The 15,352-nt window shown below is 38.4% G+C and carries 16 protein-coding genes and 1 rRNA gene; 12 read left to right on the forward strand and 5 right to left on the reverse strand.

Annotated features, from left to right (window positions below; all coding sequences use genetic code 11):
* The first annotated feature begins 4 nt into the window (after nt 1-4).
* A 5S ribosomal RNA gene (gene rrf / locus PCI70_RS08160) occupies nt 5-119 on the forward strand.
* Between the two features lie 33 nt (nt 120-152).
* Here rrf and PCI70_RS08165 read toward each other — a convergent pair.
* Entirely contained in the window at nt 153-698 is a 546-nt protein-coding gene (locus PCI70_RS08165) for a type 1 glutamine amidotransferase domain-containing protein (RefSeq protein ID WP_269914844.1), read from the reverse strand.
* A gap of 177 nt (nt 699-875) precedes the next feature.
* Between PCI70_RS08165 and PCI70_RS08170 the strand changes: the two genes are divergently transcribed.
* From PCI70_RS08170 to PCI70_RS08190, 5 genes are read left to right on the forward strand one after another with little or no spacing between them, the layout of a single operon-like run.
* Nucleotides 876-1,685, forward strand: coding sequence for an ABC transporter ATP-binding protein (locus PCI70_RS08170; protein WP_269914845.1), 810 nt, complete (start codon nt 876-878; stop codon nt 1,683-1,685).
* Nucleotides 1,682-2,461: a lipid asymmetry maintenance ABC transporter permease subunit MlaE gene (gene mlaE / locus PCI70_RS08175; protein ID WP_269914846.1), complete on the forward strand. Its 780-nt coding sequence runs from the start codon at nt 1,682-1,684 to the stop codon at nt 2,459-2,461. Before PCI70_RS08170 ends, mlaE begins: the two co-directional genes overlap by 4 nt.
* Complete coding sequence (gene mlaD / locus PCI70_RS08180) at nt 2,458-3,102, forward strand: outer membrane lipid asymmetry maintenance protein MlaD (protein ID WP_269914847.1); 645 nt, start codon at nt 2,458-2,460, stop codon at nt 3,100-3,102. The genes mlaE and mlaD overlap by 4 nt, the downstream gene beginning before the upstream one ends.
* Nucleotides 3,103-3,113: 11 nt before the next feature.
* Nucleotides 3,114-3,737: an MlaC/ttg2D family ABC transporter substrate-binding protein gene (locus tag PCI70_RS08185; RefSeq protein WP_269914848.1), complete on the forward strand. Its 624-nt coding sequence runs from the start codon at nt 3,114-3,116 to the stop codon at nt 3,735-3,737.
* A gap of 1 nt (nt 3,738) precedes the next feature.
* Nucleotides 3,739-4,008: an STAS domain-containing protein gene (locus tag PCI70_RS08190; RefSeq protein ID WP_269914849.1), complete on the forward strand. Its 270-nt coding sequence runs from the start codon at nt 3,739-3,741 to the stop codon at nt 4,006-4,008.
* Between the two features lie 12 nt (nt 4,009-4,020).
* Here PCI70_RS08190 and PCI70_RS08195 read toward each other — a convergent pair whose 3' ends face one another.
* The 3 genes from PCI70_RS08195 to recG form a co-directional block, all read right to left on the reverse strand.
* Nucleotides 4,021-5,031 carry a CorA family divalent cation transporter gene (locus PCI70_RS08195; RefSeq protein ID WP_269914850.1) on the reverse strand — a complete coding sequence of 337 codons (1,011 nt, stop codon included), beginning with the start codon at nt 5,029-5,031 and terminating at the stop codon, nt 4,021-4,023.
* 117 nt (nt 5,032-5,148) lie between these two features.
* Nucleotides 5,149-5,733 (reverse strand): ComF family protein, encoded by a 585-nt coding sequence (locus tag PCI70_RS08200; RefSeq protein ID WP_269914851.1) that lies wholly within the window; start codon nt 5,731-5,733, stop codon nt 5,149-5,151.
* A complete protein-coding gene (recG, locus tag PCI70_RS08205) occupies nt 5,726-7,744 on the reverse strand; it encodes an ATP-dependent DNA helicase RecG (protein WP_269914852.1) in 2,019 nt (672 codons plus the stop codon). The genes PCI70_RS08200 and recG overlap by 8 nt, the downstream gene beginning before the upstream one ends.
* Nucleotides 7,745-7,749: 5 nt before the next feature.
* On the opposite strand from recG, the gene PCI70_RS08210 reads away from it, so the two are divergent.
* The gene (locus PCI70_RS08210; RefSeq protein WP_269914853.1) at nt 7,750-8,523 is read left to right on the forward strand and encodes an NAD(P)H-binding protein; all 774 of its coding nucleotides are present in this window, start codon (nt 7,750-7,752) and stop codon (nt 8,521-8,523) included.
* On the opposite strand, the gene plsB is transcribed toward PCI70_RS08210, so the two are convergent.
* Complete coding sequence (gene plsB, locus PCI70_RS08215; RefSeq protein ID WP_269914854.1) at nt 8,509-11,052, reverse strand: glycerol-3-phosphate 1-O-acyltransferase PlsB; 2,544 nt, start codon at nt 11,050-11,052, stop codon at nt 8,509-8,511. The two genes, PCI70_RS08210 and plsB, sit on opposite strands and share 15 nt — an antisense overlap.
* Nucleotides 11,053-11,249: 197 nt before the next feature.
* Here plsB and PCI70_RS08220 point away from each other — a divergent pair, with 197 nt between their 5' ends.
* From PCI70_RS08220 to PCI70_RS08240, 5 genes are all read left to right on the forward strand, one after another.
* The gene (locus PCI70_RS08220) at nt 11,250-12,119 is read left to right on the forward strand and encodes an acyl-CoA thioesterase (RefSeq protein WP_269914855.1); all 870 of its coding nucleotides are present in this window, start codon (nt 11,250-11,252) and stop codon (nt 12,117-12,119) included.
* A 93-nt stretch (nt 12,120-12,212) separates the two neighbouring features.
* Nucleotides 12,213-13,451, forward strand: a complete 1,239-nt coding sequence (locus tag PCI70_RS08225; protein ID WP_269914856.1) for a dicarboxylate/amino acid:cation symporter — start codon at nt 12,213-12,215, stop codon at nt 13,449-13,451.
* A gap of 136 nt (nt 13,452-13,587) precedes the next feature.
* Entirely contained in the window at nt 13,588-14,364 is a 777-nt protein-coding gene (locus tag PCI70_RS08230) for an energy transducer TonB family protein (RefSeq protein ID WP_269914857.1), read from the forward strand.
* Nucleotides 14,365-14,380: 16 nt separating this feature from the next.
* Complete coding sequence (locus PCI70_RS08235) at nt 14,381-14,941, forward strand: MotA/TolQ/ExbB proton channel family protein (RefSeq protein ID WP_269914858.1); 561 nt, start codon at nt 14,381-14,383, stop codon at nt 14,939-14,941.
* Nucleotide 14,942: 1 nt separating this feature from the next.
* Nucleotides 14,943-15,347, forward strand: a complete 405-nt coding sequence (locus PCI70_RS08240) for an ExbD/TolR family protein (RefSeq protein ID WP_269914859.1) — start codon at nt 14,943-14,945, stop codon at nt 15,345-15,347.
* Nucleotides 15,348-15,352: the final 5 nt, after the last annotated feature.

Here is a 15,352-nt window from a genome sequence, read left to right on the forward strand (position 1 = left end):
TTGTGCTGGCGACCATAGCAAGAGTGAACCACCTGATCCCTTCCCGAACTCAGAAGTGAAACCTCTTTGCGCTGATGGTAGTGTGGGGTTACCCATGTGAGAGTAAGTCATCGCCAGCTCATTATTCAAAGCCCCTCAATGAGGGGCTTTTTTTATGCCTCTAATTTACTTAAAATTGCTTGATTAAATGCAGGAATATCATCAGGGCAGCGTGAAGTAATTAATACCCAATTTTGTGCAGAACATTCATGCACTTTTTCATTTACCCAATTGGCACCTGCGTTTTCTAAGTCTAAACGGATACTATTAAAGCTAGTTAATGTTTTTCCTTTTACTTGGTTTGAATTAATAAGTAGCCAAGGAGCATGGCAAATAAAAGCGAGTATCTTATTTTGCTTTACAAACATATTAATAATATTTTGTGCATCTTGATTAACTCTCAATGTATCTGCATTGACTGTACCACCTGGTACAATTAATAAATCGTATTTGTTAGAGTCAACTTCTTTGAGCGTTATATCAGGTTGTACAATGGTACTAAAATCTTTGTCTCCTTCTACTGTTTGTACATTAGCGATTTCTATCGCTGCATGTGTGACGGATATATGATAGTTTTTTAGCATCTCCAATGGTTTTATCAGTTCGTCTTTTTCTATACCAAAATTACTTGTAATAATTAATACTTTTTTATCACTCATCAAGATCATCCTTATTTTTTGTTATATCAGCCTACTTTGATTTTACGTAGTAAAGTGTAATTTTATGATGTTAATTTAATGTAGTATTTTGCTATTTTGTCTTATTAATAGTCTATTTTTTTGTATAATTCGCAATAGTTCTTACCTAAATTAAGTAAGCAGGAAAGCATCTTCAATATGAATAATTTAGTGTCGGATGCTCTGATTGAAGTGAAGGGTTTGAGCTTCAAAAGAGGAAACCGAGTCATTTATGACAATATAAATCTGAATATAAAAAAAGGTCAGATTACTGCAATTATGGGCCCTTCGGGTACAGGTAAAACAACATTACTGCGCTTAATTGGTGGGCAGCTTGTTCCTGATACTGGCTCAGTGCTATTAGATGGCCAAAATATTGCACAAATGAGTAGACATCATTTGTTTAAAGCACGTGCAAGAATGGGTATGCTTTTTCAAAGTGGCGCTTTATTTACTGATATGAGCGTTTATGAAAATGTTGCTTTTCCTTTGCGTGCACATACAAAACTATCTGAAAATTTAATTGCTGAACTAGTTGCTTTGAAATTAGAGTCAGTTGGATTACGTGGTGCTGAAAAAATGATGCCGTCAGAACTCTCTGGCGGTATGAATCGCCGAGTGGCATTAGCGCGCGCAATTGCACTAGATCCTGATTTAATTATGTATGATGAGCCTTTTGCTGGGCAAGATCCGATTGTAATGGGTGTTCTAACTCGACTTATTCGCTCTTTAAGAGAGGCGTTAGATCTCACAACAATCATTGTGTCTCATGATGTGGCTGAAACAATTTCTATCGCTGATTATATTTATATTGTAGCCGAAGGAAAAGTGCAAGGCGAAGGAACACCTGAGCAACTCAAGCAACATGAGTCAGCATTTGTTCAACAATTTTTAAATGGCTACGTAGAAGGCCCTGTTGATTTTCAATTTAGCCATGAACCTTATCTAAACCAAGAGGTGAATGCATGAATGCGATTGCCTTATTAGGTCAGCGTGTAATAGAACGCATACAAGGAATTGGCGTTGCGACTTTAATGTTGTTTCAAATCATTTTATCTTTACCCACTAAGCTAGGTATACGACTATTTATTCAACAAATGCATCGCGTAGGGGTGATGTCTTTTCTGATTATTGCTGTTTCAGGTTTGTTTATTGGTCTTGTAATTGGTTTGCAAGGCTATAGCATTTTAGTAAATGTGGGTAGTGAGTCTATGCTTGGTACAATGGTCGCATTGACCTTATTGCGTGAGCTTGCACCTGTAGTTGCTGCCTTATTGTTTGCTGGGCGTGCAGGTTCTGCATTGACAGCAGAAATTGGCTTGATGAAAGCGACAGAACAATTGTCTAGTATGGAAATGATAGGTGTTGATCCTTTAAAACGTATTGTTTCTCCACGTTTATGGGCAGGTATTATTAGCTTACCGATGCTAACCGTAATTTTTGCAGCAATTGGTATTTTTGGTGGCAAAATGGTGGGTGTTGACTTTTTGGGTGTGGATCAAGGGTCATTCTGGAGTGGAATGCAAGCATCTGTACAGTTCAAGCACGATGTAATGAATGGTATTGTAAAGAGTATTATTTTTGCTGTGCTGTGTACATGGGTTGCCGTTTATCAAGGATATACATGTGTACCAACGTCAGAAGGTATTTCTTCTGCGACAACAAAAACAGTTGTGTATTCATCTTTATGTGTTTTAGGTTTTGATTTTGTACTGACTGCGGTCATGTTTGGAGGGGTATCATGAAATCTCGTGTAAGTGAGCTGACCGTTGGTATTTTTGTTATTGTTTTTGGATGTGCTTTATTCTTTTTAGCCATGAAAGTAAGTGGCCTATCGGGTAATAATTTAAGTAATAGTTATGAGATGTCTGCAACGTTTGATAACGTGAATGGTTTAAAAACGCGTGCTAAGGTCACTATGAGTGGTGTAACGATTGGTCGTGTAGATTCAATTACATTAGACCCAATTACGCGTTTGGCAAAAGTAACTTTTGATTTAGATGGTAAGTTAACCACCTTTAATGCAGATGAATTAAAACAAGTCCAAAAATCTTCTTTAGAAGATTTGCATTATAGCAGTGATTATCAACAAGCCAAACCTGAACAACAAAAAGAAATGGAAAAACAACTATTAAGCAACATGACAGCCATTACAAATATTGATTCAGATGCTTATATTATGGTGGCAACGAATGGTTTGTTAGGTGAGAAATACTTAAAAGTTGTGCCAGGTGGTGGTTTGTCTTATCTTAAAAAAGGTGCAAGTATTAGTAATACGCAAGGTACAATGGATCTTGAAGACCTAATTAGTAAATTTGTGACAGGTATGGGTAAATCTGCTCCAAGTACAGAAGCAACAAAAACTGAGCCTTCTTTTGCAGAATGATTGAGGATATTATGAATACAATTTTAAAATGTGCAGTTGGTATTTTTGCAACAACAACAGTTGGTTCAGCAATTGCTGCTCCTGCTGAGGCACCATCGGCATTTGTTCAACGTGTGGCAGATGGGCTAATTGGTCGTTTAAAAACAGACCATGCACAATTACAGAATAATCCTGCGGCAGTAAATGCGATTGTAAAACAAAACTTAGAACCTTATGTTGATTCACAAGCATTTACTCGCATTGTGATGGGTACGTATGCATCTCCACAAAACAGTACAGCACAGCAACGTGCAGCCTTTGAAACAAACTTACGCCAAAGTTTAATTCAAAATTATGGTTCAGCATTAGCAAAATACTCTAATCAAAGTTATAGCTTACGTCCATTTAAACCTGCTGCAGGTGCTTACCAAGTTGTAACGCTTGATTTTGTGAACCAAGGACAAAAAACGCCTGTTGCGTTTCAGCTAGCTGATAATAATAATCAGTGGAAAATCCGTAATATGAATGTTGCAGGCATTGATTTAGGTTTACAGTTCCGTAATCAGTTTGCATCTACAGTACAACGTAATGGTGGAAACTTAGATAAGGCTATTGCAACATTTAAACCAGATGCAAATGCAGCAGTGAAAAAATAAAGTGGTTGAGCTAAAAGGTCAGCGACTTATTGTGACAGGCAAAATTGATTTTACAAATGCCAATCAAATATTTGAGCAAGGTAAACAATATTTGTCTGCATGCAATTCTGTAGATTTAGGTGCTTTAGAACAGGGTAATACATTAACGTTAGCTGTTTTAGTGCAGTGGTTACGCTTAGCACCTCAGCTTAGTTTTGAGAATATTCCTGAAAAGATGATGAAGATTATTCAATCTTGTCATTTAGAAAACGTAATAAAAAAGGCATCGTAATGATGCCTTTTTTTATACCCATTTTTTCCAACGGAAATAGATATATGGACCAATAAATGCGACTATCAAAAACAAAGATACGATAATTAAACTCATAGAGCTATGAGAAAATGGTAGTTCATCAATATTCATACCATACATACTGGCAATGAGCATAGGAGGTGCTAGCATACTTGGTAAAATAGAGAATCGACGAATGGTATCGTTTTGTTCGGTATTAATGAATCCTGATGTCGTATCAAGTAAGAAACGCACTTTTTGGAATAAAAAAGCATTATGTTCGACTAACGAGCGTACATCTTCATTCATCTCACGGATTTCACCATCGTAAATATGGCTACCTAGAGCACGAGGGCGCGATAAAAAAGTCAAAATTCGGCGTAAGTCGATGAGACATAATTGCGCTTTTCCTAACATATCTTCTTGTTGGGCAAGGCGGGTAATCATGTCATCTAAATCTAGATTTTTCTCGCGGTTATGATTGTTGAGTACTTCTGTAGAATACTTTTCTAAATCTTTATGGATATCTTCTAAGATATCTGCAAGTTCATCTAATTTGGCTTCAAATAATCCAAGTAAGATCCAAATGGGGTCTTTATAGTCAATATCGTAATCATTACGACGTGCACGTGCTCTAAATGCTCGAAAAGCAACTAATTTTTCGCCACGTAAGGTCAGTAAACGTTCTTTATCTAAAATAAAGGCAACGGTTTGAACAGTTGCAAGCATTTGACTATCTTCGTCGTGACTTTCGACTTGGTAGTTTCTATTTTTGGTTAAAAAGTAGGTGCTGACATGTAAAATGCCATCGTCATCGCGATAAAAACGTGCAGAAGATGAAATATCTTCTAACGACTTCAACGTCGGTAAGTTTTGTTGGTAGGCATCTACAACCCATTGCTGTTCTTCTTGCGAGGGCGCAATCAAATCAATCCACACCAACTCAGGATGTAAATCAAATCCACCATTAATGGTTGCATCTTCCAGACTACCACGCTCTGTGGCATAAAAAGCTTCAAGCATCGGTGTCTATCTCCTGTTGGTAGGATGAAGGTGAACGATGCGTGTATTTTAGACAAGGAACTGAATCTGTTCTATAAAAAAAATCTAATTTAGGTTGTTTTTAGTACAAAAAATACATCAAGTTACAACTGCAAGGCAAAGCGCTTCAATTTTAGTGCATCCTATTTTCTGTAATTGTTGTTTTACTGCATCAAGTGAAGCACCTGTGGTCATCACATCATCAATAATTAAAACATGCCGATACCGTACAGATAAGTTTGGACAGCGACTAAATTGTTGATAAATCCCACTTAAGCGTTCGGCACGGGTTAGATTTTTTTGGTGATGATCTGCTTGGCGAATTAAGGGCGACCAAATAGGAATATTTTGTTTCTTTGCAATCGCTTTAGCAAGTAGTTGTGCTTGGTTATAGCCCCGTTGTTTTAAACGATAGTCTGAAATAGGCATAGGAACCACTGCTTGAAACTGAGGAAGGTCTATGGTTTCTAAGATACGGTTAAACAGGGGTAAGTAGTGTACGTCTTGTTTGTATTTAAAATTTTGTATTAGGCGATTAAGGGGATATTGATAGATACCTGCACTATAGATTGTGAGGTCATCTTTATAAATTACTTGTGGTTGCAGTTGTAAGTGTTCCCAACAATCGGCACAAACAATTCTACGTGTAAGACTTTGATGGCATAAAACGCAAAATTTAAACATAAGCATAGCGGGGAGCTTGGGGTAACCAACGGTTGAGGAGTGCTTCGGCTTGGTGTGGGTAGTCTTTAAGCATTTGCTGTGCTACGTGATGTGCTTGGTTAAGTAAATGTTCATCGCGTTCTAATTTTGCCACCTTAAAGCCCATATCTCCTGTTTGTTTGGTACCTAAAAGCTCACCTGGTCCACGAATTTGCAAGTCTTTTTCTGCAATAACAAAACCGTCATTACTTTCTTTTAAGGTTGCTAAACGCTCATGTCCATTTTGAGACAGGGGTGTTTTATATAATAAAATACAAAAACTTGCTTGGTCACCACGCCCAACGCGCCCTCGTAATTGGTGTAATTGAGACAAGCCTAACCGTTCTGCATTTTCAATGACCATAATAGTTGCATTGGGTACATCTACACCAACTTCAATAACAGTTGTTGCAACCAACAGCTGAATTTTATTTTCTTTAAATGCCTGCATGACCGTTTGTTTTTCGTCAGCTTTCATTTTGCCATGTACTAGACCAACATTGAGGTTTGTAAATCGTGTTTTGAGTTCTTCATAAGTGGCTTCAGCTGCCTGTGCATCGAGCGTTTCAGATTGTTCTACTAATGTGCAAACCCAATAGGCTTGTTTACCTTGTTGTTCTGCAATGCGTTGTAAGACTTGCTCACGCCGTTCAATGGGTATTGTTACGGTTTGAATAGGGGTGCGTCCAGGAGGTAATTCATCAATAGTGGAGGTATCTAAATCGCCATAGGCACTCATTGCAAGTGTGCGTGGAATAGGGGTTGCTGTCATTACCAACTGATGTGGCGCACCTTTATTGCGTAAAGCAAGGCGTTGATCTACACCAAATCTATGTTGTTCATCAATAATGACAAGCCCTAACTTTGCAAATTGTACACTGTCTTGAAACAGGGCATGTGTTCCAACAATAAGCTGAGATTGACCTGTTTGTACGGCATGTTGTGCAACCTCACGCGCTTTACCTTTTTGCTTACCCGAAAGCCAGCTGACTTGAATGCCAAGCGGTTCAAACCATTTTTTGAAATTGATGTAGTGTTGTTCTGCCAAAATTTCGGTAGGTGCCATAATGGCCACTTGCCAACCTGATTCGAGTGCATGGCAAGCAGCAATAGCGGCCACAACAGTTTTACCTGCACCTACATCACCCTGCACAAGCCGTAACATTGGTTTTGGTTGCTGTAAGTCATTAAGTATTTCTTTTGATACACGTTGTTGCGCTTGAGTAGGTACAAAACTTAAACGCTGTAAAAACGTATTTAAAAAAGATTCACTTGGATGAATACGAGGCGACGGCATATTCTGAATATAAGCACGCCGTGACAATAAGCTAATTTGATGGGCAACGAGTTCTTCAAAAATAAGGCGTTGCTGTGCAGGATGTTGACCTTGCAACAGTTGTTGCATGTGTGCATTAAGTGGAGGATGGTGGATGTAATTTAATGCATCTTTAAGCGCATAGCCATTGGTAAATTGTTTGGGAAGAAGTTCAGGTAAGTTGTGAGCATATTGATTAAAAGCCTGCTCAATATAATCACGAAACTTACTTTGTGTTAGCCCTTCTGTGGTGGGGTAAATAGCTGTAAGTTGTGTTTTAGATAAAGTAGCAATGGGTAAAATTTCGGGATGATAAAGCTCTAAACCACGTGCGCCCACACGTACTTCACCAAACACACGCACATGCTCCCCCACAGCAAGCCGATCAATGAGTCCTTTATAAAAATGGTAAAAACGTAGTGTGACGTGTCCAAATTCATCTTCTAACAAGACTGCCATTGATTTACGTTTACCTGTTGGAAAATCAACAGATTTTACCGTTCCTTCGAGTAAGTAAGTACGTCCAACTTGAATTTGGTTCATTGCAACAACAGTGCTACGATCTTCATAGTCACGTGGCAGATGAAACAGTAAATCATCTGTTGTAAAAATATGAAGTTTTTCGAGTAGTGCAGCAATACTGTTGCCTATACCTTTTAGTTCTTGAATGACAGCCATATATTATGCATATTTTATTTATAGGTTATGGTAAAACATCCCAACGCGTTGCAAAACAATTATTTGCAGCAGGGCATCAAATTACTTCGGTCAGTTTATCTAAAAAAACAGATCATTTTGCACATCATCTATATCAAGATGTGAATACGTTAGATTTAACACATATTGAGCCAATAGATTGTGTTTATATTTTATTAAGTCCTAAAGAGGATTATAACGCAACGTATGTGCAAACCGCACCGCAAATTTTAGATGCGCTCAGCCATCACCCTGTTAAACGTTTGATTGTGGTGTCATCTACCCGTGTATATAACGGACATGTAGCACAAGACATTAATGACGAAACGCCATTAAAACCGAGTGATGAAAAAGGGCAATTGTTACAGCAGATGGAACAGTTGTATCAACATGCATATGGCGAAAAGTGTGTAATTGTACGACCAACAGGTATTTATGGCACAAGCGTGGCAAGAATGATAAAACTTGCCCAAACCACACAGACATATACGCAGTGTCATTGGTCAAACCGTATTCATATCGATGATTTGAGTGGTTTTTTGGCATCGCTTGCCACACAAAAGACAGTACGACAAAGCTATATTGCAAGCGATTCTGTGCCTTATCCATTGCATGAAATTATTTTATGGTTTCAACAACAGCTAGAATTGCCTCAATTAACGTATATACCACAGCAAGAAACAGGCAAAAAAATTAAAGCAAACCATATGCAAGTGACACATACAGATTGCTTTAAGGTATATCAATCACTTCTTTTTTGATTTACGCATTAAACGACGTTTTGCATTTTGAGCAGCAAGTGCTTCAAGCGCTTGTTTTAGTTCTTCATCAGTAAATTGTGTAATATGCTTTAACATTTGTAAGGTAGCATCATCTAAAACAAGATTGGCATATTGCGCAACATTAGCAAAATTCTGATCAAATTCTAAAAAGCCTTTTTCGTTAGTGCTGATATATTGCTTTTGCGTTAGAACTTTTAAGAAACTTTGAAACAACGGCTTATCAAAAAATTCAGGCGAATTGTATTCATACAATACAGATAAGCGTTGTCCTAATAAGTAGCTTAAATCTTCGACTTGTTTGGCAGTGATATTACCTGAACCACGTTGCGTGATAATCGCAAGCGTCATGTAATAGCGTTCGATACTTTGTTTAACCGATGCCCCTAAAATCACAAGTTGATTATGTGCTTCTGAATTAGGTAATGGGCTATGCAAATCACCTGATTTATCGGTGGTGATGAGCTCAGTTTTAAGCATCGCATCAACATAATGTTCTACAGCGTCTTTAAGGTCTTCTTTTGTCCATTTTAAGTAGAGTTCTGCTTTTAAGAACGGATAAAGCGTCACAATAATATTGGCAAGATCTTTACGGCTAATAATACCGTTTAACTCGACCAATGACGCAATAAGTGATGGCATGATGAACGCATGCAAAATATTATTACGGAAATACGTGAGCAAAACAGCTTGACCGTCTTCAATAGCAATGATGTCGCCAAGGGCATGAGGTACACGTTTAATAAGTTTAAGTTTTAAACCATAGCGAATTATTTCTTCACCCGACAAGTGCGTTGTTTCTGTACGCTGATCGTAAGGTAACGCAAGTGATAGATCACGGTAAGTATCAAGCTGTTTGATAAACAGTTCGGCATCTAACGTGTGTTTGTCGGTAGCGAGTAAAATTAAAGAAATAAGTGATACAGGGTTAATGACCACAGCATTATTAATTTTCTCTAAGATTTCATTTGCAGAACTGGTAACAGCTGCTGATACTTCTGCAGGAATTGGATCTTCATTTTTACTAATGGTAATTTCATGTGCGTTGTGTTGCTCTAACACTTGATCTAAAAAGACAGGCTCACCAAAGTTCAGATGGACTTTACCAAAGATACGTTCAATTTTACGTAAAGTCTTTACTAAGCCTAACACGGACTCGGCTTCTTTAGGTTTGCCTTGTAACTCACCAATATAGGTAGAACCTTCCATCAAACGCTCGTAACCAATATAAGTTGGAATAAACACAAGTGGTTTATTTTTACCTTTATTACGTAGATGGCTATGAACAGTCATGGCAAGCATGCCTGTTTTAGGCGGTAGTAAACGTCCTGTACGTGAGCGACCGCCTTCGATAAAGTATTCAAGCGGTGTATTGCGCGACACAATACTGTATAAATATTCTTTAAATACGGTGGTGTATAAGCCACTGCCACGGAATGAACGACGAATAAAGAATGCACCGCCACCACGTAAAAATTGACCCACAAACGGCAAGTTTAAATTATCACCTGCGGCAATATAAGGCACCATTAAGCCACGACGATGAATCACATAAGATAAAAGTAAGTAGTCGATGTGGCTACGGTGGCAAGGTGTATAAACGATTTGATAGTCTTTTGCTAACTCGCGTACGGTATTAAAATTATGTACTTCGACGCCGTCATAAAGCTGGGTCCACAGACGAGTGAGCATCATATCGGCAAAACGTACAGTAGAATATGAATAATCAGAAATAATTTCTTTAATACATCCAATTGCACGTCGTTCTGCTTCAAACATGCTAATTTTACTGCGCGTACTTTCACGACGAATTGCATCTTGTACATCAGGTGCTTTGATAATGCTATGCATCACATTGCGACGGTCTGATAAATCAGGTCCAAGTACGGCTTCACGTTGACGATCTAAATATTGATTAAGATGATGAATAATGTAAGTGGGTGCTGATAAATTTGGATGTTGCGTTTTGGCAGTATTAAGTAGTTCTTGTAAAGATTGTTCGGGATGAAATTCTAAAAATGACTGACGACCGTGCATCCCAATGTTAATTAATTGTTTAACTTTGCTTGGTGTTGCCCATGTGTCTGTAAATAATAATTTAAACAGTGAATCTTCTTTATCAGGCGAACGACCCCAAAGAATGGTCACAGGAATAATTTTAATATCTGTATGCGGATGTTTTTCTAAGTATTCGACAAGACGGATTAAACGCGGTGGTAATGAGTTTTTATGTTGAAGTGCACTTGGGTCGGGTTGTTGCAAAAAGAAAACCGATGTTTTTTCGGTCATCCCATCAAGTTCTAATGGTTCTAAAGCAGCAGGGAGTTTTAAACGCCGTGTTTCGCCATCAACGACTAGTGCATTACTGCGTGAATAATTTTGTAGCACGTAACACACATGTGTTTTAGGCTCTTCAGCAGGGACATCGCCAAGAACGCGCGGTTTCACCACAAGATCAAGCATTTTGCTTGATAATCTGCGATATATTTGACCAAAGCTATTCTTGGGCATAAAAACTCCTGTTTAAACGGAACCGTCAATTTTGCGAATTGGCAATTTTAACCAAAATATTGCGCCTTTAGTGTAATTTTCCTAAAAAAAAGCGGTTTTTGTAGCATTTAAGTACCTTTTGAGCGCTTATGCGACCATGAAAAACATCAATATGTGGCAAAATACAGCAGAAATAAAAATGAGTGGTATGGAATAACATGACAGCACTAACGCAAGAATTAGTCGATTTATTAACTTTAGAACGTGTCGAAGACCATATTTTCCGTGGTCAAAGTCAAAATATTGTAGGTAAGCGAATTTTTGGTGGACAATTATTAGGACAAGCACTTCGAGCAGCCGCTTATACAACTGATCGCCCTGCGCATTCTATGCATGCGTATTTTTTGTTTGGGGGCGATGTCAATGAGCCTGTGGTATATGAAGTTGATCGCTTGCGTGATGGCAAAAGTTTAGTTAGCCGTCAAGTACGTGCGATTCAGCATGGACGTACTATTTTTACCGCAATGGTTTCTTTTGCACCGTTAGAAGAAGGATTAGAGTACCAACATCCACAGCCAAATTATCCTGCCCCTGAAGAATTAAAAACTGAACAAGAAATTAAAGCAGAATTTGCGCCATCTGTGCCTGCACCCATTCGTAAAATGTTTATGCGTGAACGTCATGTTGAGTTTCGTCCTGTGCATGGTGTAAAAAACTTTTTCCATCCAAAGCCTGAAGCGCCGTTTTATGCGCATTACGTGCGTACGCATGAAGCGCTACCACAGCAAGATGATGCATTACATCAAGCCATTATTGCATTTTATTCAGATTTTACCTTGATGACCACGGCATTGCGTCCACATGGGTTAGGTTATTTATCACCAAATTTACAGTGTGCGAGCATTGACCACGCCATTTATTTTCATAAACCACTACGCGCCGATGAGTGGATGCTATATGACATGGAAGCAAGTGTAACGGCAAATTCACGCGGTTTAAACTATGGTCGTATGTGGCAAAACGGACAGCTTGTTTGTAGTACAGTACAAGAAGGACTCATCCGACTACGTGAAACAGAAGCACAATAAGCCACGTTAATTCATAATGTTATCAGAAATAATTTCTTGTTTAGCTTTAATGAATATGATTAATTGCACGAAGCATGAAGAGAATGGATAAATATGAGTTTAAATACACAAATTTTTATTGCTGCTGTGCTGGGAATTGCATTTGGCTTTTTTTTAAGGCTATACCCAGAATTTATATTTTTTGATGGCAGTATTTATACACTTGGTATTGTAAGTGGCATTTTTATTGGCTTTTTAAAAATGTTGCTTGTGCCATTGGTTTTTACTTCTATTGTGGTTGGGGTTGCAAGTTTAGAATCGGGACAACAACTCGGTAAAGTGTGGAAAGTGACACTGATGTGTAGCTTTACCACAATGAGCTTATCATTGGGGTTAGGGTTATTGTGTGCACACATCTTTGAAGTTGGAAAAGGTATGGATGTTGCAATTTTCCAAACGGCAATGCAACAGTACCAAAATACAACGCAAAACTTAGATAGTTCATCGTTTTTAACTAACTTTGTGCAACATACACTGATTAACCCATTTAAAGCATTTAGCGATGGTAACGTACTTGCCATTGTTGTCTTTGCAATGTTGATTGGTTTGGCATTGGTGTATGGCGGTAAGCGTTTTCAGACCATTCGTAAAGTGAATGAAGAATTTTTTGATTTGACCATGATGTTGGTTGAATGGGTAATGAAAATTGCGCCGTTGGGTATTTTTGCGTTACTTGCAAAATTGATTGCCAAAGAAGATATTTCGATTTTAAGCCGTGTGGCTGAATTTGCTGTAATTGTAACAGGTACAACCATTTTCCATGGCTTAGTGGTTTTGCCGTTGTTGCTTTGGGTGTTTGGACGTATGTCACCTTTGAAATTTTTTAAAGGGACGCGTGTTGCTTTATTAACCGCTTTTGCTACAAGCTCTAGTTCTGCAACTATGCCACTAAGTATTAAAAGTGTACAAGAAAACTTAGGTGTACGCCCACAAATTGCAGGCTTTGTAATTCCATTAGGTTCGCATTTAAATATGGATGGTACGGCACTTTATGAAGCTGCTGCTGCCTTATTTGTTGCAAATTTAATTGGTTTAGATTTAAGTTTAACGCAACAAATTATTGTGTGTTTAACTGCAATGCTTGCTTCACTAGGTGCACCCGGTATTCCAAGTGCAGGTATGGTTACCATGATTATGGTATTACAATCTGTAGGGTTACCTGCCGAAGCAATTGCTATTTTACTGCCAATTGACCGTTTATTAGATACAGTGAGAACTGTGGTGAATGTGCAAGGCGATATGATGGTAAGTGTGGTAGTGGATCGGTACACTAAACCTGAAACAGTAGAATAAGTCTAAAGGGTGATGCTGCACAATGTTGTATCACCTTAATGTAATAATATAACAAATAAAACCGCAAAAGTAGTTGCAAATGAAAACACTTCTCATTTATTATGACCGCATCCTATGTCGTAGGTTTTAAAGTGCTATGAGTCAAACATCTACAATTTCTAGTCCAATTCCTAAAGCAACTGTAGTTGCACTTTTGGTAATTGCAGGGCATGTGGGTGCATTTTTAGCGCTTGAACAAATGAAACCCATTGATATTAAACCGATTAAAAAAGACCCTATTCAGGTTCATTTTGTTAAAATTGTAGAGCCGCCGAAACCAAAAATTGAGCCACCAAAGCCCAAGGTAGAGCCAAAAAAAGAAATTAAAGAAGTCAAAATTACCAAGCAAACACCGCCACCACCTAAAAAAGAAGAAAAAATTCAGCCCGTTAAAAAATCGCCTGCACCAAAGCAAGTGAAACAAGTTGAAAAACCACAACCTAAACCTGAACCACAGCCAATTGTACAAAAAACAGAGCCGAAAATTGTAGAACAAGTTAGACCTGTGCAAGAAAAACCAGTACAACAACCTGCACCTGCACCTGCACCTGCACCTGCACCTGCACCTGCACCTGCACCTGTAGATCATACACCTAAAACGGTTTCAATTGGTGGGGCAGGTATTCAGTGGGGTCGTTCACCAAACTTGTCGTACGACGCAAGTGATTTACAAGGATCACCACGTTCTGTCACAGTATTAATTGAAGCCAATGAAAAAGGCAAAGTGACTAATGTTCAAATTGTAAAAAGTTCTGGTATTTCTGCTTTAGACGAAAAAGTACTGCGTGCTGTACGTGGTGCAAAATTTAAACCTTACAAGGAAAATGGCGTAGCGTATCCAATACGTGCCCAACAACCTTTTGCTTTAACTTAAATAATGGAGTTCAACCATGAACTTTTCAGTGTATTGGCAAAATGCAGACGCCGTAAGTAAAACGCTGTATTTTGTACTTGTGATTATGTCGATTGCCACATGGACAATCTTTGTTATACGTTTGATGGGAACAAGGCAGTTAAAACAACATGCGTTTAACCACTTAGAACAAGCACTGAACCAACTTAAAGCAAAATTATCATTACTTTCTTTAGATGAGCGTAAAACGGTTGCTGAACAAAGTTTATTACGCACTATTTCTGAACAAAAAACGAAAGCTGAAAAAGGTGTGGCTGTTTTAGGAACGATTGCTTCGATTGCGCCTTTTATGGGTTTGTTTGGTACGGTGTGGGGAATTTTTCACGCATTGGTGGCAGTAGGTAAAAGTGGACAAGCAGGCTTAGCACAAGTGGCAACACCTGTGGGTGAAGCACTCATCATGACAGGTTTGGGTCTTGCAGTCGCAATTCCTGCGGTATTAGCGTACAACATTTGTGTACGTGCAAATCGTGCATTGGCACATGGTTTAAATGATAAAGCGCATCAACTATTAATTGACGTAATGTTGGATAAATAATATGGCATTTCAATTAGGTGAAGATCACGACTCAGGTATGAATGATATGAACCTCATTCCACTCATTGATATTATGTTGGTATTAATGATTATTTTCTTAGTCACGGCAACCGTTGCAAATCCATCTATTCCGCTGACTTTACCTAAAACAACTGCTGAAATTACGGCACCACCACCACAAGCTATTACCATCAGTATTAATGCAGATGGGCAAGTGGCTTGGAATAATCAAATGGTGTCGTTAGAGGAACTTTCTACACGTTTTAACCAAGCAGGTGAACAAGCACAAAAGCCAACTGTACAGTTACGTGCAGATAAACAAACACGTTACGATATGGTGGCACAAGTGATGTCTCGCGCAAGTGAAGCAGGTTTAGGTGATTTATCTTTTATGACGGATCACTAAAGAAA

Origin of the sequence: Acinetobacter sp. HY1485 (assembly GCF_027568475.1) — a bacterium.
Lineage (GTDB): Bacteria > Pseudomonadota > Gammaproteobacteria > Pseudomonadales > Moraxellaceae > Acinetobacter.